A 19,818-nucleotide genomic window follows, 5' to 3' on the forward strand; every position below is an offset into this window, starting at 1 on the left:
TGGTGTTACTTTTTACGCTCTGCACTCGGGTCATAGACCCGGGTCACATCGCCCCCCAGCCGGAAGCTGTTGAACGGCTGCATGTCGTGCATGCGCTCAAGCGTGTCGCCGACGCAGTGGTACAGCGCACACCAGGGCTCGAGCCAGGAGTACTTGCTGTCGACCTTGAGGTCGGTCATGTCCTGTTTCTTGCCCGCGCGCGCCTTGAAGTGGCTGGGATCGCGGGCGCCGGCCAGCACGCCTTCACCCAGGCGCTGCAAGGCGAAGTTGTTCTCGGCGCGCAGGTCGACGCCATTGGCCTGGGCGAAGCTGGCAATCATCGCCAGCGGCGGCAAGGCGTAGTTGTGATAGGCCAGCGCGCGCTGCTTGCGCTTGATTTCGTTGGGCAGGAAGCCTTGGTCATCCACCTGGTTGGCGCCCACCTTGTATTCCTTCACGGCCCAGTCGAACAGGTCGCGACGGTCGGTGGCGACGGCGGTAGCCATGACCGACCAGGCCGCCCAGTAGCTGTGGTTGTTGATCTTTTCCAGCGGCAGGTCGCTCCAGTCACGCACAGTCTGCTCGGCCAGGCGGTTGAGCCATTTTTCGATCAGGTCGGCCTCGGCCTGGTGTGCGGCCAGCGGCTGCGAGTTGGAGAATTTCAGCCGCAACCATGAACCGCTCATGCTGCCCAGCGCCCATTTGCGCATCGACTTGCCGGTATGGTTGTAGTCGGTGGACAGTAATGCACCGGCGCGTGCCCAGGTGCCCAGCCACGTCAGGGTGCAGTCGAGTTGCGCCGGGCGGCCGTCGCGCATGTACTGGCCGACCATCTTGCTCACGCCTTTTTCAAGCGTGGTGATGTCTTCGGTCGACTTACGGAAGGCCTTTTCCGAGGCAGCGTTGAGCGTTGCCCGTGCCTTGTCCGAGCCTTCGTACTTGCTGCGAAACTGCAGCGGGCCGGTGTATGGCTTGGGCGCCGCTTCGCAGCGGAAGTTACCCTCACCGGTCTTGAGCTTTTCGATCCCCTGGTAGTAACCCTGCGGCGGTACCAGCGCGGCGTGCGCGGCACCGCCAAACAAGGCCAACGCGAGCAGGGCGGGGCTGGAAATTCGCTTGAAAATGGTCATGGGTCGCCTCACTGGCCAGCCTGCGCGGTCTGCGCAGGCACGGCGAAGTTGTTGCGTTTGCAGAGCTTGGCTTCGACCTTCTGGGTGCCGCTTTCCGGCCCTTGTACCTCGAACGCCAGCAGGCTCTGGCTGGCCCAGTCCTCGTCTTCGCGCATCTGGAAGACGAAGCGGCCGTCGGTGTCGGAGGTTTCCGGTTTTTCCAGCTTGATGTCCTCATGGCGGCCGTTGAGGTACCAGAGGGTGGCCTGCAACACCTTCACCGAGGGGTCTTCGAACTTGACGTCCATCTGCAGGTTGCGGTTGATCAGGTCTTTGATCACGCCGCCCTTGCCGTTGACCATCAGCTCGTTCTTGCCAGGCTTGAGGGTGGTGCTGGCGCTCATCAGGGCCGGGCGGTCGTCGCAGCCGTCGTCGAGCAGGCCAAGGATTTGCCGCCAGATGGTTTCCTGGTCCAGGCGGTACAGCGGGGAGAATTCCCAGATCAGGATCTTCGGCGGGTTCTTCTGGAATTCCTCGCTGCCCAGGTACTGGATCATCGACCCTTCCAGGCCGCCGCCTGGGAAGGCGACGTTGAGCACGTCGGCGCCGATGTATTGCTCGAGGAAGCCCGAGAAGTTGTAGTTTTTGCCGCTGTGGCTGGTACCGACCAGGGTGATCTGCGCATTGCCGCTGTCACCGAACAGGTCGTCGCCACCGCTCGAGCCTTTCGGCTCGGTGGCGAACTGGTCCATGTACTGGACGGCGTAGCTGGTGCCGCACAGTTGGCCGGCAACGTTGTGCAGGGTGCCGGTCTTGCCCATGCGCCCGGATTTCTTCGTCTCGAATGCCTTGCGCGGGATGCCTTCGAAGGCCGGCATCTTGTGCACGGTGTCGGCCACGATCTTCGCCGCGCGCTCGGCACCGTACGGCGTCCAGTGCTGGTCGCCACGGAAGTAGAAGTCCTTGCCCTGGTCAGCGGCGGCCAGTTGCTCGTTGGTCAGCGGTGACAGGTCGGGCACGTTGTAACCCATGCTGGCGAAGCGCTTGAGCATGGCCTGGTAGTTGCCCAGGGCCTTCTGGTAGTCGAACGCGGCTTTTTCGGCCGGGTTGAGCATGTTGCGGTTCACCAGGCCGCGGGTCGGCTGGTACACCACCACCAGTTCCACGCCACGTTTCTTGAACGCGTCGTGCACTTGCTGCAGGCGTTTGTAGCCGGCTGGGGTGGTGTTGAACTCGGTGCGCAGGTCTTCGCGGGTGCGGAACAGCCAGTCGCCCTGGGCCTGCACCAGCGTGGTGAAGTTTTGCTGATAGCGGGTGGTGTAGCGGCTGGCATCGTGCGCTTCAGGGCACAACTGGCAGCAGGGCTCGGCGTTGAAGGTCGGGGCCTTGACGTCTTCGGCGCGCACGCCCTGGCTGATTGCCAGAAGGGCGGCGGACAGGCCCAGCAGTTTCATCAGGTGTGGAGTCATGGTCTGGGCTTCCTTAATCGATCATTTCGGTCTGGCGTTCGACCGGGTCGATTAGCACAGCCTTCTGCTGGCGTACCAGCAGGTCGAGGATTTCGTCCTGGCGCTCACCCAGCACACCATTGAGGCTGATGCCGCTGGCCTTGCGCGGGGCGAGCATGGACACCTTGTACAGCTCGACCGACAGCGGCGAGTCGATCGACAGCGGGCCGGAGCCGTTGGCCGACAGCTCGCCACCCACCACGATCAGCGACACCTTGGTGTCGAACGGGTCGAGGGCGATGTCGCGGTCGGTGTCGGACAGGTCCTTGATGTGGCCGTATACGCCGACCAGGCCGTTGGCCATGGCGACGTTTTCGTACAGGCGGATGTTCACGCTGTTACGCACGCGGATGCCGTGGCGGCGGTTGTTGACCAGCTTGTTGCCCCAGATCAGGTTGTCGCCGCTTTCGTACAGGGTGATGCCGTCGGTGTGGTTGCGGTAGATCTCGTTGTAGGCCACCAGGTTGTTGACGCTGTTACGGTCGATCACCACCCCCGAGAGCTTGTTGTCGTAGCTCTTGTTGTTGATGATCCAGCTGTCGTTGACCTCACGCGAAACGATGATGCCGTGCTTCTTCTTGGTGCCGTACACCGTGTTGCCGGCGATGATCAGGCGATGCGAACGGTCGTGCGGGTCGATGCCGTAGACGATGTTGTCGCGGTAGGTGCTGTCCTTGATCACGAAGTCCTGGGTTTCGTAGCAGTAGAAGCCGTACCACATGTCGCTGAACTCCGAACCGATGATCCAGCCGGTGGGCTCCGGGCGGCCCATGCGCTTGGCCATGTTCGGCGTGTACTGCGAGATGCTCACGCCATACGACTTGGACTTGGCGTAGCCGAAGCTGGCCATCTTCGTATTGACGATATAGGTCTCGGTACCGCCCCAAGACAGCAGAAACGGGCGGAATTCCTTGGGCGAGCGGAAGGTCGCCGGGCCGTTGTCCTTTTCCCGCCAGCCGGTCACCTGGGTGTCGGTTACGAACAGCTTGCCGTCATTGACCAGAAAAGCGCCGCCCTCCTGGGACAGGCGCAGCTGTTTGACCTTGCCGTCGATCTCGAGGATGCCCTTTTGCCCGACCACGATCGGCAGGCGTGCCAGGTAAACCCCAGGCTCGACTTCGCTGAAGTACTGTTTGGGTACCTTCTTGCTCAACTCGGTCAGGTCGACATGGCCGTCATCGACGAAAATCGCCTGCGGGATGCCGTGCTGGCGCTGCACCCACTCGGCGGCCTTGTTGTCGCCGCCGACGAACTCCTTGAGGGTGTCCTCCTGGAACATACGGCGCAGGCTGACCTTGCCCTTGTGGCGGCGGTCGATTTTCTTCTGCACCGCCTCGGCCGTGAAACCGGTGAGGTCGGGCAGCTTTGGCGGGTCCATCTGCAGCGGCTCGATCGGTGCGCTGGCCACCGTATAGGTCTTGGCCTGCTGCAGCTCCTTGGCGATCACCTGGGGCTCTGCGGCAGTGGCCAGGCCGCTTGCCAGCAGCAAGGCACTGGCCAACAGGCTGTGACGTAAGTGCGGGTGAAGGTTCATCACGGTCAGTCCCCTACCGGCCTCAGAAGCGCCAGATGACGTCGACGAAGGCGCGGTGCATGTACGAGTCCGCTTCCTTGCCGTAGGCGTCGCCCGGCTTGAATACACCGGCACGCAGGCGCACCAGGGCTGACGGCTCGTCGATGGCTTGGCTCATCGAAGCCGGCAGCAGGCCTTGCTTGAAGTACTTGGTCACGACCACGTCCATTTCCTGGCCTAGGTCTTTTTCGCCATCGACCAGCGGGCGATTCACGCCGTTGTCGTTGACCACCGCGTTGATGCCACTGGAACCGATGTTCTGGTTGCCATCGACCCGCCAGAATTTGTGGTAGATCAGGCTCGCGTCATAGTCGTCACGCAGCTGCCACGAAGCGAACAGGGTGGCGGCCTGCAGGTTGCCCAGTTCGCCGCGGAACGCTTCGCCGAAGCGGTGCACACGCGAGCGGGTGCCGGTGAAGTTGGAGCGGTTGCTCTCCAGGCCGGTCTGCTCGAAGTTGTTCGAACCGTCATCGCCGCCGCCGCCGCTACCGCGGGCGTACGCAGCGCCGACCTGCCATTGCGGGTCCAGACGCAGGCGGATACCGAGGTCGGTTGCCCAGGCGTTGACGTCACCGCTCTGCTTGCCGGTGGCGACCTGGTCGTCACCCACCTGCTGGGTGCTCAGCTTGTCGCGGTCACCGGTCAGCCAGGTGACGCTGCCCCAGTAATTCACGGTGTGGTCGTTGCGCCAGTTGTAGGCGTCGCTGTTGGCCTCCAGGCCCAGCCAGGTAAGGTCGCCAGTGCGGGTCTTGTCCAGCGCGTCGACCGTTTCGCCGGGGTTCTTCAGGCTGCCGCTGTCATGTGTGTGGTGAGCGCGCAGGCCAACCCAGTGGCCAGGGGTCCACTGCGTGGCGACGTTGCCGTAGATGTGGGTGCGGTCCTTGTCTTCCGGCGCCAGTTCGGTGAGGTCGGTGCGGTATTCGCTGAAGCGCTGGGCGACGCCCAGGTCGGCCTTGAGCAAGGTGGTATCGAAGGTCCAGTTCAGCGCTTCGATGTTGGTATCGCGCCACATGCCATCGTCGCTGCGCAGGCGCTGGCGACCGAAGCGCAGTTGCTCGCCTGGGTAGGCGGTAAGGCCGCTGTAGCCGACCCAGAACTCGCGCATGGCCAGGTAGCTTTTGTCTGGTTGACGGCTGTCGTCGCCGGTGTCGGTGCTGGTGCCGTCGTCGTTCTGGCGCAAGGTGTCGGTTTCGATGGTGTCGGTCGCAGCGACCGCCTGGCCCATGGCGTAGGCACTCCAGTTGCCGCGCTCGCCGTACACCCACGGGCGCAGATCCAGGCCCAGGCCGTTGACATCGCCGCCAGAGCGGGTGCCCAGGTCACGGTCGTCTTCCGACTGGCCGGTGATTTTCACGTCCAGGCCGAAGTTTTTTTCAGCGGTCATTTCCGCCAGGGTCGGGCAGGACCACAGCAGGGCGAAGCTCAGGCCGATGCCGGCTTTCACGAAGGGATTGAGCGTCATAGCGAGTCCTCACCGTCTACTTCTTTTTCGTCGTCTTGCAGGGCTTCGAGGGCCAGGGTGCTATTCGCGCCCTGCGCCAGGCTGCCGCGTGCACGCTTTTCCTGGTCCAGCAGTTGCTGGGCCTGGTTGCGCTGGTCAGGTGTCAGTTGCTGGTCGAGCTGCTGCAGCAGTTCGGCTGATTGCGGCGTCGGGTTGGCCTGCGACAGCTGGGCGAACACCCAGGCGTTGCCCGGTTGCGGGCGGATGCCGTGGCCCTCGCTGAACAGCTGGGCCAAGGCATAGTCGGCGCTGTTCTGCCCGCCACGGGCGGCGGCCAGCAGGTGGTCGACGGCCTTCTGCGGCTCGACATTGCCCAGGTAGCCGCGGCGGTAAAGCTGGCCCAGGTAGTAATGGGCGCTGATCTCACCGGCTTCGGCAGCGGCTTGCAGGTGCTGCTCGGCTTTTTGAGCGTCGGCTGGCAGGGTTTTGCCTTCGTAGTACAGGCGGCCCAGCAGCAGTTCGGCGCGTGGCTGTTCAGCTTCGCGGCCTTTGTCGATGTAGGCCATCAACTGGTCGGTGTCGCCCAGTTCGGGGAAGTCGTATACCAGCTGTGCCAGGCTGACCCAGGACGCCGGGTTGGCCGGGGCTACTTGCTCGAGCAGGTCCTTGGCGGTTTTTTCGTCGGTCTGGCCAAGGCTACGGTCGGCCAGCACGCGGGCCACGCTGTCAACACGGGTGGCCGGCACTGCGCCACGGGCGTAGGCGGCCTTCAGCTGGCCGAGCAGGGCGGCTTGCTGGTCGGCCTGGCCGCGTTTCTGATACACGGTGGCCAGTTCGACGTAGCAGATGTCGGTGCTGTTGAGCGCCGCCTTGCAGATCTTTTCCACTTCGCCCAGGTGCTGGTCATAGGTGCCCTGGGTGCGGTACAGCAGCACCTGGGCCAGGCCCGCTTCCGGGTTGCCGGCGGCGCGCCACTGGTCGATCTGCTGCTGCGCGTTGACCTTGGGGAAGCTCTGCGGGTAGCTGAGGTAGAGCATCGCCAGTGGGATCAGGGTGTTGCTTTCGCCTTGACTGGCCGCTTGCTTGAGCAGGGTCTCTGCTTCTTCGCGCTCGGCCTGGGTGCTGTCCGGCTTGGCCACCAGCAGGCGGCCAAGGCGCGCCTGGGCGCGTGGCGACGTGGCGGCTGCAGCGCGATAGGTGGCTTCGGCTTCCTTGATTTGCGAGGGGTCGCGGGTGGCCACCTTGATGTCCGCAAGGCCGACTTGCGCTTCGCTGTAGCCCAGGTCGGCCAGCGCCTTGTAGTTGCGCTCGGCCAATGCCGTGTCACCGCGCTTCATGGCCTCGTTGGCCAGGCGCTGGTCGGGCAGGCCGGCACAGCCGGCCAGGGTGATGGCGGCAGCCAGTGCACACAATCCCAGGTTCACGCGGACCTTGTAGGTATCAGAGATCATTGTCCGTCCCTCACAGGCCACGGGCCACGGCTTTGTCGATCAGCCAGTTCAGCGAGGGGCCACGGTCGCTGTTGACCGAGGCCGGGCGGCCGGCCAGTTCGGCGGGCAGGCCGCTGTCTGGCTTGATCTGCACGCGGATGTCGGAGGACAGGTCTTCGCTGTTGAGGCTGGCGCTGCTGACGATCTGGCCGGTGCGCACTTCGTCTTCGCCGGCCACCTGGAAATTGACCCGGGTACCTGGCTTGACCTCGTCGAACTGGCGGTAGCTGAAGCGCGCCTCGACCATCGGGTTGGTGGTGCGTGGGATCAGCTGGAAGATCGGCTGGCCCTTGGCGGCGTACTGGCCGTCGTCCACCAACTGGCGCGCGACCACGCAATCGCAGGGGCTGGTGAGGGTGCCGGACAGTTGCTTGCCGAACAGCTCCTCGATTTTCGCCGGCTCCAGCTGTGCGTCTTCAAGGTTGCCCTTGAGCATGTCCAGCATGCTGGTGGTGAAGCTGGCCAGTGGCGCGCCCTTGGCGATCTGCCCACCGCTTTCGACCAGGCTGCTCACGGTACCGTCGCGCGGCATGGTGACGTTGGTGGTTGGCACTGCGACCACACCGGCTTCGGCGTGGCTGACGAAATACATGCCATACAACGATTTGGCGACGAAGCCGAAGGCCGCAACGCCGACCACGAACACGCCCAGTGTGACGGTGACTGCCTTGAAGCGGCCGAAGGCGCTCAGGCCCGACCCACCGTCCTTCTGCTTGCGCGCCTTGGTGAAGTTGTCACGCTGCAGGGTGCTGAGGACGTCGCCGATGCTGATCAGCTCACCCGACAGGTGGCTGGTGATGATGTGCCGCAACGTGGCGATGTCGCGAGGTTCAAGGTTCTGGAACTGCGCACCGATACGGCCATTGTCCGGGTTGTACGAGCGCACCTGGAACTCGATGTCGATCGACAGGCCCAGGTTGTCGACCACGAACTGCAGGCGCCCGCGCAGCACATCGCCCACCGACTGCGGTTGCTTGGCGTGGAAGCTCAGGCCGCCGGCAGAAAGGTCTTCGACCTTGACTTCGTGGACCTGGCGCTGGGCGTCCAGGAACCGCAGCTTGGCGGGAATGCGTACCCGGGCGTGTTGGCGCTGGGCTTCGGACTCATGCACGACATTGACGTTCACGGCGGTATTCATGGTGGTTTGTTCCTGTTAGATCCGATCCGGGTTGGGCTCACACGACCATGAACAGCACAGCAACGAAGATGCTGGCAGCCGAGAAGGTCATGGTCCGCGAGGACCAGGTGTTGAACCATTGTTGAAAGCTGGCGAGGTCACGCTTGAGGGCAGTGGGCTGACGCGTCCACGACTGCTTGTCGAGGCGGAAGAACACGTAGATCTTCATCAGCGCGCCGATGATCTGGTTGTAATAGAGAATCAGCGGGTAGGCTGGGCCTACGTTGTGGCCTGAGCACAGCAGCATGATGGTGAGGATCAGGCGCGTGATGCCGATCCACAGCAGGTACACCAGCAAGAAGGCCATGCCGAACTTGAGGCTGGCGATCACCGCCACGGTCAGGCCCAGCAGGCTGGTCCACATCGACACGCGCTGGTCGAACAACACGATGCTGGTGAACAGCCCCAGGCGGCGCAGGCCAAGGCCCAGTGCCCGTGAGTTTTGCCGCAGGTTGTTGCCGTACCAGCGGTACATCAGCTTGCGGCTGGCCTTGAGGAAGCTTTTTTCCGGCGGATGCTCGACCGTGTTGATGGCGGCGTCCGGCACGTAGAAGGTGTCGTAGCCCAGCCGCATCAGGCTGAACCAGCTGGACTTGTCGTCCCCGGTAAGGAACTTGAAGCGGCCCAGGCGCCAGTGCATCAGCGAGTCGCTTTCGACGTCGGCAATGAACTCGGGGTTGGTCACCACGCTGGCGCGGAACATCGACATGCGCCCGGTCATGGTCAGTACGCGCTTGGACAGGGCCATCGAGCACATGTTGATGTGGCGCTGGGCGAAGCGCAGCTTATGCCACTCGCTCATGATGTAGCCGCCACGCACTTCGCAGAATTCATTGGTGGTCAGGCCGCCCACATTGGGGAACAGCTTGAACCACGGCACGGTCTTGCGCACCACGCCGTCGGCCAGCACGGTGTCACCGTCGATCACCGCCACCACGGCGTTCTCGTCCGGCAGCATGCGCGAGATGGCGCGGAAGCCGTAGGCCAGGCCATCACGCTTGCCGGTACCGGCGATACGCACGATGTCCAGCTTCACGTGGGCCGGTGGGTTGTACTTGGCCCACAGGCTCTTGACCAGCAGTTCATCGGACATTTCCACCAGCGAGCAGACCACGGTGGTGGGGAAGCCGCAGTTGATCGCCTCGCGGATCACCGAGCTGTACACCTGGGCGGTGGTCAGCGCTTCGATACGGAAGCTGGTGACCATCAGGTAGACATGCGACGGGTCGGTGGCGTTACCCATTTTCTGCACCTTGCGGCGCAGGTACGGGTACACGCCGTAGAGGAAGATCATGCCGCGGATGAAATGGGTGGCGCCCATGGAGTAGCGCCAGATGCCGACTGCGCCGACCAGGAAGATGAAGTGCTTCGACTGCGAGTCGAAGATATCAGCTGGCAGGGCCAGGGCGATCAGCATGAGCAGGCTCATGTAGAGCAGCCACCCGGCGCACTGCAACAGCACTGTCTGGAGCCTTTGCATGTTCAGCATCCGTCGAGAATTCGGGAAAGGGTGGGCAGCGAGGAGGCGGCTCTTGTCGAGTGCCTCATCGCTGCCCGGCCGGGCACTTACCAGCAGATGCCTTCGGTACGGTGGGTGGTGCTGGTCGGTTTGTTCATGAAGCCGACCAGGTCGATCACCTGCTTGCCGGCTGGCGCTTGCAGGGCCAGCGCACGGAACTGCTCGTCACGGTTGCCGAGGACGATGATGTCGGCGTTGTCGATCACCTGCTGCAAGTTGGCGTTGAGCAGCGACGACACGTGCGGGATCTTCGACTCGATGTAGTCCTTGTTGGCACCGTGAACACGGGCGTACTGGACGTTCTCGTCGTAGATGTCCAGCTGGTAGCCCTTGCCGATCAGGCGCTCGGCCAGTTCCACCAGCGGGCTTTCGCGCAGGTCGTCGGTGCCGGCCTTGAAGCTCAAGCCCAGCAGGGCGACCTTGCGCTTGTCGTGGGCTTCAATCAGCTCGAAGGCGTTCTGCACCTGCGATTCGTTGCTGCGCATCAGCGAGTCGAGCAGCGGTGCACGGACATCGAGGCTGGCGGCGCGGTAGGTGAGGGCGCGTACGTCCTTGGGCAGGCAAGAGCCGCCGAAGGCGAAGCCAGGGCGCATGTAGTACTGGGACAGGTTGAGGACCTTGTCCTGGCAGACCACGTCCATCACCTCGCGGCCATCGACGCCCACCGCCTTGGCGATGTTGCCGATTTCGTTGGCGAAGGTGACCTTGGTGGCGTGCCATACGTTGCAGGTGTACTTGATCATCTCGGCCACTTCGATCGGCTTGCGGATGACCGGGGCGTCGAGTTCTTCGTACAGGGCCTGGAGGATGTCACCGCTGGCGCTGTCCAGTTCGCCGATGACCGTCATCGGTGGCTGGTCGTAGTCCTTGATGGCGGTGCTTTCACGCAGGAATTCCGGGTTGACCGCCACGCCGAAGTCGACGCCGGCCTTCTTGCCCGAGCAATCTTCCAGGATCGGGATGACCACGTTCTTGACGGTGCCAGGCAGCACGGTGCTGCGCACCACGATGGTGTGACGGCGGGTGGTGTCACGCAGCACGTAGCCGATTTCGCGGCACACGGACTCGATGTACTCCAGGCCCAGGTCGCCGTTTTTCTTGCTGGGGGTGCCCACGCAGATCATCGACACATCGCTGGCACGGATGGCTTCGGCGAAGTCGGTAGTGCCGCGCAGGCGGCCATTGGCGATGCCCTGTTGCAGCAGTGCTTCCAGGCCAGGTTCGACGATGGGCGACTTGCCCTGGTTGATCAGGTCGATCTTGGTGCTGGACACGTCCACACCGATCACTTCATGGCCACGCGCCGTCAGGCAGCCTGCACAGACTGCACCCACATAACCCAAACCAAAGATGCTGATACGCATCGCTATCACCTCATGTGTTTATCACGCCGACGCCTCCGCAGAGAGCCGGGCTGGGTTGATTAACAACAGTTTTCGGGCGCACGGATCCATGGCGAATGCACACTTCGCCGAGCGCAGGCAAAATAAATCCGGAACGCAAAAAGTTATGCGCTCAAAGTTGGCACTCAATAGCCATTCATTAAAAAACGTGCCCTGAAATGCAGCCGTCTTTATTGCAATGCGCTACTTGGCGCGTTGCTGTGCTTGTTTTTTCAAGTGAATAAATCCTTTGAAATCAACCACTAGGACGATTTGTAAGGGACGCGTCTCTCCTGCATGGACAAGGTCTTCGGGGGTTTCCGTGATACCTGTCGATTTTCTCATGGCGGGCAGTGGATACCCGCTGCTGTCATCTGTAAGTCATCTCTCACAGCCCGTAGGCAGGAAAATCGTTACGGCACTATGAGCGATTGGCTTTGGCAGAAGTTCCTGAGCCAGTTTCGCTCGAATGAAAGATTTCTAAATATTTATTCAGTTGCGGACAGTTTCAAATTGATAGCACGCGGGTGTTTCACCCCCGTGTATCAAGGACGTAACTGTTGCGAGATATTTTTATGCCAGCATCTGAAAAATTTTTTCAGAATTCGTCAAAAAAGGTATGAACGGTCTTATGTCGTTTGGCGATAAAGGTGGGCGTGCTGGATTTTTGGCGTCGGATTAATGGCGTTATGGCGGTTTGCAGCGTGCCCTGTTGCAGGGCTGAGAGGGGGGGGCAGAGCTGCTGGCCTCTTCGCGGGTGAACCCGCTCCTACGGGTAGCGCATTACCTGTAAGAGCGGGTTTGGCCGTGAAGGGGCGTTACAGGGTCACTCCGAGGGGTGATCGCGCAGGAACACCAAATGGTCCGGCTTGGACTGCTCGGCACTGTAGTAGTACCCCTGAGCATCGAACTGCTTGAGCTGTTCCGGGGTGCTGATGCGCTGCTGGATGACGAAGCGGCTCATCATGCCGCGGGCCTTCTTGGCGTAGAAGCTGATGATCTTGTACTGGCCGTTTTTCTGGTCCTTGAAGTCGACGTTGATCACCCGGGCCTTCAGCGCACTGCGTTTCACTGCACTGAAATACTCGTTACTGGCCAGGTTCAACAGCACGTCATCGCCTTGGTCGGCCAGGGCCTGGTTCAGCCATTCGCTGATGCGCGTGCCCCAGAAGGCGTACAGGTCCTTGCCGCGGGCGTTGGCCAGCTTGGTGCCCATCTCCAGGCGGTAGGGCTGCATCAGGTCGAGCGGGCGCAGCAGGCCATATAGGCCCGAGAGCATGCGCAGGTGGTCCTGAGCGTAGCTGAAGTCGTCGTCACTCAGGCTCTCGGCATCGAGGCCGGTGTACACGTCACCCTTGAACGCCAGCAACGCCTGCTTGGCATTGGCCGGGGTGAAGTCTGGGGTCCAGCTGCCAAAGCGCGCCGCATTCAGGCCGGCGAGCTTGTCGGACAGGTGCATCAGCTCGCTGATCTGCGCCGGCGACAGTTCGCGCAGTTGCTGGATCAGGGCCTGGGATTCATCCAGGTACTGGGGCAGGGTGAAACGCTCGGTCACTGGCGGGGTGTCGTAGTCGAGGGTCTTGGCGGGGGAAATCACCGTCAGCATCGGGTCGGCTCCTGGCATCGTTGGCCGAGGATTCTACGGGGTGGGCGGTACAAGTCCAAACTATGGCGACGATAGTCACAGCCCATGGTCGGTGCAGGCGCTATAGTTCGCGTTTTGCCGTTGCGGAGCCTTCCACTGTGCGCATTGCTTCTGCCTTGCTGGCCGGCCTGCTGAGCCTGGCCGTGCAAGCCGCCCCTTCACCTCAGGTCAGCCTGGACCGCAGCCTGTGGCCCGAACAGCTGGACAGCCCGGCGCTGTTCGATGTGGCCTCTCGGGCAGAAATCCTGTCGTTCGCCCAAGTGCTGCACGAAAGCGAGTTGCTGGATGATGCAAGCCTGGCGGCCCGGCTGGGGCTGCGGCAGATCAACCTGCAGAAGGTGCGCCAGGTTCGGGCGCGCATGTGGCAGCGGTTGTGGGAGGGTTATCAACAGGCGCAGCGCAGTTGTGAGCAGGATGCATCATTCTGCTACCCGGTTACGTCCATGGCGGAGTTGCGTACACAAGCGGCGACGTTCGCTGCCGATGTCGGTGCGTTCTATACCGGCTGGATCGAACCGAGCCACCAGTTCCATGTCCGCTACCTGGACGAGCAACTGCGCAAGGCGGCGTTGCTGCCGCAGACCAGCAGCGAAATCGAGCGGTTGTCTTCGCGTGAGCGCAAGGGTGACGAACTGAACGACCGCATGTTCCTGCTGACCTTTGTCGGCGGGCCTGGGCCCGAGGGGGGCAGTACGGATCTACTCACCGATTACCTGCGCCGGCAAAAGCTCGAAGGCACGTTCTTCACGCTCGGTAACCGCTTGCAGCAACGCCGTGATGGCGCGGCGGCAAATGCCTTGCGCCAGCTCTATAGCGGGCAGTGCGTGGGTATCCAGGGGTGGGAATACCGCTCCCATGCGCAGTGGACCGACTGGCAGGATTCGCTGCGGCGCAGCCAGGCGCGCGTGCAGGCTGATCTGCCCGAGCAGTATGTGCCGCTGTTCCGCCCTCCTTATGGCCAGCGCCGGGCTGACGGCGAAGCGTTCATGGCCCGCCAGCAGTTGCGGGTATCGTTGTGGGACATCGATGCCCAGGATGACGGTGCATTGAGCGCAGAGGCGTCCGCACAGCGCGTATTGACCCTGATGCTGTTGTGGCGCAAGGGCGTGATCCAGTTTCATGACAGCCTTCCCAAGGCGCAGCCGGCGGTGGAATGGTTGCTGCGCAATACCGCGCAAAGCGGCATCGGCTGGGAGGATTGCCGGGAATATGGATACCGCGAATAGAGGGTATGACTTTTGAGCGTAGTCCCCTCTGACGCTGGCGCCAAGGCCTCTTCGTCAATCGGAAAAATAAACTTCAAAAATGCGTAAAAATGCTTTTTTCGGTCATGGTTTTTGCGGTATGAAGAAACCAGACAGCCGATTCCTGCAGCACAGGTGGCGTCATCCAGGCCCACCTAGCCAGGTTCGCTTCCCGCCCGTAACAACGCGGATACGGGAACAGCGGCAGTCACTCTGCGGCGTAACAGACCACGCCGTGTGGCTTCGACATAAGGTGACCGAGTATGGATGACCAAGGACGCAACCCTTCCTCCAGCAAGCCAATCCTGTATGTGCTCGATACCAACGTCCTGATTCACGACCCTAACGCGTTACTGAACTTCGAGGAGCACCATGTCGCCATCCCGATGACGGTGCTGGAGGAACTCGACAAGCTCAAGACCGGCAAACAAAGCATCGCCGCCGAATGCCGCCAAGCCATCCGCCTGATAGACCAGACCCTCGGTGACGCTTCGCCCAGCGATGTCGAGCAGGGCGTACCGATCCAGCGCAACAAGAGCGGCCCCAAGGGGTTCCTGTCCATCCTGATGACCCCGCGCAACGAGCCGAACAAGCTGCTGCCGGAAAACCTCAACGACAACATCATCATCAACCAGTTGCTCGAAGTCCGGGCCCGGCGCACCGACCTGGACGTCGTGCTGGTCACTAAAGACATCAACATGCGCCTGAAGGCGCGCGCTTGCGGTATAGCGGCTGAGGACTACAGCACCGACCAACTGGTCGATGACGTGTCTTTGCTGTCCAAGGGCTACCATTCGGTCACCGGCTCGTTCTGGGACCGCGTGAGCAAGGTCGATACCCGCCAGGAGCGCGGCCGCACCTGGCATCGGGTGCAGATGATCGACAACCTGCCAGCTGTGCACGTCAATGAGTTCATCATCGATGAGCAGGGCTTCGTCGGGTGGATCAAGGGCATTCGTGACGACGAACTGCTGCTGCTCGACCTGCACCAGGAGCCGTTGCTGCACCAAGAAGCCTGGGGCCTGAAACCACGCGACATTCACCAAAGCCTGGCGCTGTTTGCCCTGCTGGACCCGGATATCCACCTGGTGAACCTGACCGGCGCCGCCGGCTCCGGTAAAACCATCCTGGCGCTGGCTGCGGCCATCGAGCAAACCATGGTCAGCAAGCGCTACCGGCGCATCATCGCCACCCGCAGCGTGCAGGGGCTGGACCAGGAGATTGGCTTCCTGCCGGGTACCGAAGCAGAGAAGATGGAGCCGTGGCTGGGCGCCATCACTGACAACCTCGAAGCTTTGCACATGGATGACGAAAGCACCCATGGCAGCGTCGAATACATCCTTGAGCGCGTGCCGCTGCAGTTCAAGTCGCTGAACTACATCCGTGGCCGCAGCTTCCAGCAGAGCCTGATCCTGATTGACGAGTGCCAGAACCTGACGCCGCACCAGATGAAAACCATCATCACCCGTGCCGGCTCCGGGTCCAAGGTGGTCTGCCTGGGCAACCTGGCGCAGATCGACACCCCCTACCTGTCCGCGACCAGCTCGGGCCTGACCTACCTGACCGAGCGCTTCAAGGACTTCCCCCACGGCGTGCACATCACCCTGCAGGGCGTGCCTCGCTCGGTGCTGGCCGAGTACGCCGAGTCTCATTTGTAAACCCTGTAGCCGGGCAGATTACTGCCCGGCCTCTTCGTGGACACGCCCGTTCACAGGATCTCCACTTGATTCGAGGCCATGGAGCTCCTGTGGGAGCGGGCGTGCCCGCGAAGAGGCCAAACCTGCCGACACATACCTCTGCTCAAACCTGACCCACAGGTTTACACTGCGAAATCCCTTCACAGGAGCAGAGCAGTGCTGACACATCTTGATTCCCAGGGGCGGGCCAACATGGTCGACGTCACTGAAAAGGCCGTGACCGAGCGCGAGGCTACCGCCGAGGCGCGGGTGCGCATGTTGCCGCAGACCTTGCAGATGATCGTCGACGGTGAACACCCCAAGGGTGATGTGTTCGCCGTGGCGCGCATTGCCGGGATACAGGCGGCGAAAAAAACCAGCGACCTGATTCCGCTGTGCCACCCGCTGATGCTCACCAGCGTCAAGGTCGAGCTCAGCGCCGAGGGGCAGGACGCCGTGCGCATCGTCGCCCGCTGCAAGCTGGCCGGGCAGACCGGTGTGGAGATGGAGGCGCTGACCGCCGCCAGCGTGGCCGCGCTGACGATCTATGACATGTGCAAGGCTGTGGATAAAGGTATGGTCATCGAGCAGGTGCGCCTGCTGGAAAAACTCGGTGGCAAGAGTGGCCATTACAAGGTGGAGGCGTGATGAAGGTCAAGGTGATGTACTTCGCCCGTTACCGCGAACTGTTGGGCGTGGATGCCGAGCGGGTGGAGGGTGCGTTCAAGGTGCTCGATGATGTGCGCCAGGCCTTGGTTGCCAAGGGCGGGCAGTATGAAGTGCTGGCCGAGCAGAACCTGATGTGCGCGCGCAACGAAGAGCTGTGCAAGCTCGATGAACCGCTGGAAGAGGGCGATGAAGTGGCGTTCTTCCCACCGGTGACCGGAGGCTGAACATGGCTGTACGAGTGCAGGAAGGCGCGTTCGACCCGGGGGCTGAGACCAATGCCATGCATGCAGCCAATGTGGGCGTGGGCGCGGTGGTCGGTTTTGTCGGCTATGTGCGGGATTTCAACGATGGCCGCGAAGTGGCGGGGATGTTCCTCGAACACTATCCGGGCATGACCGAAAAGGCCCTGGCCAAGATCGTGGTCGAGGCCGAGCAGCGTTGGCCGCTCTTGAAAGTGGAGGTGCTGCACCGCATCGGTGCGCTGGAACCGGGCGAACCGATTGTGTTCGTGGGGGTGGCCAGTGCCCATCGGCAGGCGGCGTTCGATGCCTGCAACTTCATCATGGACTACCTGAAGACCCGGGCGCCGTTCTGGAAGAAGGAGAATACCCAGGAAGGGCCAAGGTGGGTGGAGGGGAAGGAAAGTGACCAGGATGCGGCGGGGCGCTGGTAATCAAGGCGCCGCCGGTCGCCTGTAGGAGCGGGTTTACCCGCGAAAGGGCCGGCCCTGCTGGCCAATCTCCCCCCGACAATCTGCGCATCAAAGCCGACATCCCGGGGCCGCTGCGCGGCCCAATCGCGACACAAGGCCGCTCCCACAGATTGATCGCGTGTAGCCCGCTGAAGGTCAGTGATGATACGAGTCATCTTCACCAGCAAAGCTGATTGACACACCACTGGATGGGTGGAGGGGAAGCAGAGTGACCAGGATGCGGCGGGCCGCTGGTAATCAAGGCGCCGCTGATCCTTTGTGGGAGCAACTGTCTTGCTCAATTCCTGAAAGCTGGCGCCGTGTGGGAGCGGCCTTGTGTCGCGAAAGGGCCGCGGAGCGGCCCCCGATAATCTGCGCATCAAAGCCGAAATCCCGGGGCCGCTGCGCGGCCCAATCGCGACACAAGGCCGCTGCCACAGGGCGCATGTAGCCTGCTGAAGTCAGTGATGCTTGCGCGGCACCGGCTTTAGCAGTTCATCCGGCGGCATCTCGCACTTGATCTTGCGCCCCAGCAGCGCTTCGATCGCCGGCAGCTGATACGAGTCATCCTCACCGGCAAAGCTGATCGACACACCACTGGTGCCGGCACGGCCGGTACGGCCAATGCGGTGCACGTAGTCGTCAGGGTCTTCCGGCAGGGTGAAGTTGATCACGTGGCTGATGCCATCGATATGGATCCCGCGCCCGGCCACGTCGGTGGCCACCAGCACGGTGATGCGCCCTTCGCGGAAGCTCTCCAGGGTTCGGATGCGCTTGTGCTGCGGCACGTCGCCCGACAGCTGGGCGGCATTGATACCGTCGCGTACCAGCTTTTCCTCGATGCGCCGCACTTCGTCCTTGCGGTTGGCGAACACCATCACCCGTTCCCACTTGTTCTGGGTTACCAGGTTGTACAGCAGCTTGTACTTGTCGCTGCCGGCCACCGCATACACGTGCTGCTCCACCGTTTCGCTGGCCACGTTCTCCGGCTCGATCTCGACAATGGCCGGGTTGGTGGTCCACTGCTTGGCCAGGTTCATCACATCGTCGGTGAAGGTGGCGGAGAACAGCAGGGTCTGGCGCTCGCTTTTCGGCGGTGTCTGACGAATGATTTGGCGGACCTGGGGGATGAAGCCCATGTCGAGCATGCGGTCGGCTTCGTCAAGCACCATCACCTCGACCATGTCCAGGTGCACTTCGCCACGCTGGTTGAAGTCCAGCAGGCGGCCCGGGGTGGCCACCAGGATATCGCAGTGGCGCGCTTCCAGGGCTTTGAGCTGCTTGTCGAAGTCCATGCCACCGACGAAGCTCATCACGTTCAGGCCGGTGTACTTGGTCAGGGCAGCGGCGTCCTTGGCGATCTGCACCACCAGCTCGCGGGTGGGGGCGATGATCAGCGCGCGCGGCTCGCCCATGTAGCGCTCTTTAGGCGGTGGCGTCTGCTGTAACTGGGAAATGATCGAGATCAGGAAGGCGGCCGTCTTGCCGGTGCCCGTCTGGGCCCGGCCGATAGCGTCCTGGCCACGCAGGGTGTAACCCAGGACCTGCGCCTGGATTGGCGTGCAGTACGGGAAGCCCAGGTCGTGGATGGCGTGCATCAGCTCGTTGGACAGCTTGAAGTCGTGGAAGCGGGTTTTGCCTTCCTGTGGCTCGACCACGAAGTCCTCGGGCTTCCACAGGCTGGCCTGTGGCTTGGGCTTGCGTTCGCGGCGCGGTTTGTCCTTGGCCGGTTGTTCGGCAGGTGGCGTCGCGGCGGCAGGTTGCTCAGCCTTGGGGGCGGGGTTGGCATGGGGTGCGGCCGGTTTTGCCGCGGGCCGGGCTTCCGGCGTCACGCTGGCAGCAGGAGCGGCGGCTTGTGGCGCGGCCTCTCCCTTGCCGAATATTTTTCTGAGTGCTTTGAGCACGGTCGTCTCATCAACTGATTAAGGAATGTACGCCGGGCAGTGTAATGCAAGATCCGGGCGCGGCGTAGCGGAATACGCCCACAACTACAAGCGAGGTTGCCTATTGCAGCTGCTTGCTCAGCCAGTCGTGGATATCGTTCAGTTCTTCGACCACCACTTCGTGTTCCATCGGGTATTCGTACCAGCGGGCAGCGACGCCCCAGGTGTTCAGGTACTCGAAGGCGGTACGGCCCATGGACGGGATGACCACCGGGTCATGCACGCCATGCAGGCACAGGGCCGGTGTGCGCTGCTGGCAGGCACTCAACTGATGCTGGTCATTGAAGGTGGGGGCATAGGTGGACAGGGCGATCACCCCACCCAGTGCTTCCTGCCACTTTATATAGGCAGTGTGCAGCACCACCGCGCCGCCCTGGGAGAAGCCGGCCAGGAAGATCCGCGACAGGTTGATGCCTTTGGCCTGCTCGGCCTTGATCAGCGCAACCACCTGCTCGGCAGACGCTTCCAGCTGCGCTTCGTCGATGGCACGGGCCGGGGTCATGGCCTTGATGTCATACCAGCTGGGCATGGCATAGCCGCCGTTGATGGTCACGGGGCGGGTCGGTGCCTGGGGCATGATGAAGCGAGTGCTGAGCAAGCGCTCCTGCATGAATTCGGCCACAGGTAGGAAGTCGTAACGGTCGGCCCCCAGACCGTGCAACCAGATCACACAGGCGTCAGCGGTTTTCTGTGGTTCGAGAATCAGCGGGTTGGTCATGACTGCTCCGAAAGTGTGCGGGTCTTGTTATGGCGTGCGTGAAAAGAAAGCACC

The 19,818-nt window shown here is 62.3% G+C and carries 16 protein-coding genes; 5 read left to right on the forward strand and 11 right to left on the reverse strand.

Annotated elements, in window-relative coordinates; genetic code table 11:
* Positions 1 to 5: 5 nt before the first annotated feature.
* The 9 genes from AA098_RS04990 to yaaA all read right to left on the reverse strand — a co-directional run bounded on the left by AA098_RS04990 (position 6) and on the right by yaaA (position 12,784).
* Positions 6 to 1,109 carry a mannuronate-specific alginate lyase gene (locus tag AA098_RS04990; RefSeq protein WP_064613911.1) on the reverse strand — a complete coding sequence of 368 codons (1,104 nt, stop codon included), beginning with the start codon at positions 1,107 to 1,109 and terminating at the stop codon, positions 6 to 8.
* 8 nt (positions 1,110 to 1,117) lie between these two features.
* The gene (locus AA098_RS04995; protein WP_014860709.1) at positions 1,118 to 2,557 is read right to left on the reverse strand and encodes an alginate O-acetyltransferase; all 1,440 of its coding nucleotides are present in this window, start codon (positions 2,555 to 2,557) and stop codon (positions 1,118 to 1,120) included.
* A 13-nt stretch (positions 2,558 to 2,570) separates the two neighbouring features.
* Positions 2,571 to 4,130, reverse strand: a complete 1,560-nt coding sequence (gene algG, locus AA098_RS05000; RefSeq protein ID WP_003251754.1) for a mannuronan 5-epimerase AlgG — start codon at positions 4,128 to 4,130, stop codon at positions 2,571 to 2,573.
* A 22-nt stretch (positions 4,131 to 4,152) separates the two neighbouring features.
* Positions 4,153 to 5,631, reverse strand: a complete 1,479-nt coding sequence (locus AA098_RS05005; RefSeq protein ID WP_003251756.1) for an alginate export family protein — start codon at positions 5,629 to 5,631, stop codon at positions 4,153 to 4,155.
* A complete protein-coding gene (gene algK / locus AA098_RS05010; RefSeq protein WP_003251758.1) occupies positions 5,628 to 7,061 on the reverse strand; it encodes an alginate biosynthesis TPR repeat lipoprotein AlgK in 1,434 nt (477 codons plus the stop codon). Before algK ends, AA098_RS05005 begins: the two co-directional genes overlap by 4 nt.
* A 10-nt stretch (positions 7,062 to 7,071) precedes the next feature.
* The gene (locus AA098_RS05015) at positions 7,072 to 8,238 is read right to left on the reverse strand and encodes a PilZ domain-containing protein (RefSeq protein WP_047604392.1); all 1,167 of its coding nucleotides are present in this window, start codon (positions 8,236 to 8,238) and stop codon (positions 7,072 to 7,074) included.
* Between the two features lie 37 nt (positions 8,239 to 8,275).
* Positions 8,276 to 9,757 carry a glycosyltransferase family 2 protein gene (locus AA098_RS05020; RefSeq protein ID WP_003251762.1) on the reverse strand — a complete coding sequence of 494 codons (1,482 nt, stop codon included), beginning with the start codon at positions 9,755 to 9,757 and terminating at the stop codon, positions 8,276 to 8,278.
* Between the two features lie 86 nt (positions 9,758 to 9,843).
* On the reverse strand, positions 9,844 to 11,160 hold the full coding sequence (locus tag AA098_RS05025) for a nucleotide sugar dehydrogenase (protein ID WP_003251764.1): 1,317 nt from the start codon (positions 11,158 to 11,160) through the stop codon (positions 9,844 to 9,846).
* A gap of 844 nt (positions 11,161 to 12,004) precedes the next feature.
* Positions 12,005 to 12,784 (reverse strand): peroxide stress protein YaaA, encoded by a 780-nt coding sequence (gene yaaA, locus AA098_RS05030; protein ID WP_014860716.1) that lies wholly within the window; start codon positions 12,782 to 12,784, stop codon positions 12,005 to 12,007.
* 137 nt (positions 12,785 to 12,921) lie between these two features.
* On the opposite strand from yaaA, the gene AA098_RS05035 reads away from it, so the two are divergent.
* The 5 genes from AA098_RS05035 (at position 12,922) to moaE (ending at position 17,085) form a co-directional block, all read left to right on the forward strand.
* Positions 12,922 to 14,049: a polysaccharide deacetylase family protein gene (locus tag AA098_RS05035; protein WP_003251770.1), complete on the forward strand. Its 1,128-nt coding sequence runs from the start codon at positions 12,922 to 12,924 to the stop codon at positions 14,047 to 14,049.
* 281 nt (positions 14,050 to 14,330) lie between these two features.
* On the forward strand, positions 14,331 to 15,725 hold the full coding sequence (locus tag AA098_RS05040; protein WP_003251772.1) for a PhoH family protein: 1,395 nt from the start codon (positions 14,331 to 14,333) through the stop codon (positions 15,723 to 15,725).
* 195 nt (positions 15,726 to 15,920) lie between these two features.
* Positions 15,921 to 16,391 carry a cyclic pyranopterin monophosphate synthase MoaC gene (moaC, locus tag AA098_RS05045; RefSeq protein WP_003251775.1) on the forward strand — a complete coding sequence of 157 codons (471 nt, stop codon included), beginning with the start codon at positions 15,921 to 15,923 and terminating at the stop codon, positions 16,389 to 16,391.
* Positions 16,391 to 16,636: a molybdopterin converting factor subunit 1 gene (gene moaD, locus AA098_RS05050; RefSeq protein ID WP_003251777.1), complete on the forward strand. Its 246-nt coding sequence runs from the start codon at positions 16,391 to 16,393 to the stop codon at positions 16,634 to 16,636. Before moaC ends, moaD begins: the two co-directional genes overlap by 1 nt.
* Before the next feature lie 2 nt (positions 16,637 to 16,638).
* Positions 16,639 to 17,085, forward strand: coding sequence for a molybdopterin synthase catalytic subunit MoaE (gene moaE / locus AA098_RS05055; protein ID WP_014860718.1), 447 nt, complete (start codon positions 16,639 to 16,641; stop codon positions 17,083 to 17,085).
* Between the two features lie 479 nt (positions 17,086 to 17,564).
* Here moaE and rhlB read toward each other — a convergent pair whose 3' ends face one another.
* Both rhlB and AA098_RS05065 read right to left on the reverse strand, forming a co-directional pair.
* Entirely contained in the window at positions 17,565 to 19,007 is a 1,443-nt protein-coding gene (gene rhlB, locus AA098_RS05060; protein WP_003251780.1) for an ATP-dependent RNA helicase RhlB, read from the reverse strand.
* A gap of 100 nt (positions 19,008 to 19,107) precedes the next feature.
* Positions 19,108 to 19,764 (reverse strand): alpha/beta hydrolase, encoded by a 657-nt coding sequence (locus AA098_RS05065; protein ID WP_003251782.1) that lies wholly within the window; start codon positions 19,762 to 19,764, stop codon positions 19,108 to 19,110.
* Between the last annotated feature and the right edge of the window lie 54 nt (positions 19,765 to 19,818).

Source organism: Pseudomonas sp. JY-Q (assembly GCF_001655295.1).
Taxonomy (GTDB): Bacteria; Pseudomonadota; Gammaproteobacteria; order Pseudomonadales; family Pseudomonadaceae; genus Aquipseudomonas; species Aquipseudomonas alloputida.

What these genes read in the sequence shown, in the direction of transcription:
- AA098_RS04990 (WP_064613911.1), bottom strand. Translation starts at nt 1,109, where the DNA reads ATGACCATTTTCAAGCGAATTTCCAGCCCCGCCCTGCTCGCGTTGGCC.
- AA098_RS04995 (WP_014860709.1), bottom strand. Translation starts at nt 2,557, where the DNA reads ATGACTCCACACCTGATGAAACTGCTGGGCCTGTCCGCCGCCCTTCTG.
- algG (WP_003251754.1), bottom strand. Translation starts at nt 4,130, where the DNA reads ATGAACCTTCACCCGCACTTACGTCACAGCCTGTTGGCCAGTGCCTTG.
- AA098_RS05005 (WP_003251756.1), bottom strand. Translation starts at nt 5,631, where the DNA reads ATGACGCTCAATCCCTTCGTGAAAGCCGGCATCGGCCTGAGCTTCGCC.
- algK (WP_003251758.1), bottom strand. Translation starts at nt 7,061, where the DNA reads ATGATCTCTGATACCTACAAGGTCCGCGTGAACCTGGGATTGTGTGCA.
- AA098_RS05015 (WP_047604392.1), bottom strand. Translation starts at nt 8,238, where the DNA reads ATGAATACCGCCGTGAACGTCAATGTCGTGCATGAGTCCGAAGCCCAG.
- AA098_RS05020 (WP_003251762.1), bottom strand. Translation starts at nt 9,757, where the DNA reads ATGCAAAGGCTCCAGACAGTGCTGTTGCAGTGCGCCGGGTGGCTGCTC.
- AA098_RS05025 (WP_003251764.1), bottom strand. Translation starts at nt 11,160, where the DNA reads ATGCGTATCAGCATCTTTGGTTTGGGTTATGTGGGTGCAGTCTGTGCA.
- yaaA (WP_014860716.1), bottom strand. Translation starts at nt 12,784, where the DNA reads ATGCTGACGGTGATTTCCCCCGCCAAGACCCTCGACTACGACACCCCG.
- AA098_RS05040 (WP_003251772.1), top strand. Translation starts at nt 14,331, where the DNA reads ATGGATGACCAAGGACGCAACCCTTCCTCCAGCAAGCCAATCCTGTAT.
- moaD (WP_003251777.1), top strand. Translation starts at nt 16,391, where the DNA reads ATGAAGGTCAAGGTGATGTACTTCGCCCGTTACCGCGAACTGTTGGGC.
- moaE (WP_014860718.1), top strand. Translation starts at nt 16,639, where the DNA reads ATGGCTGTACGAGTGCAGGAAGGCGCGTTCGACCCGGGGGCTGAGACC.
- AA098_RS05065 (WP_003251782.1), bottom strand. Translation starts at nt 19,764, where the DNA reads ATGACCAACCCGCTGATTCTCGAACCACAGAAAACCGCTGACGCCTGT.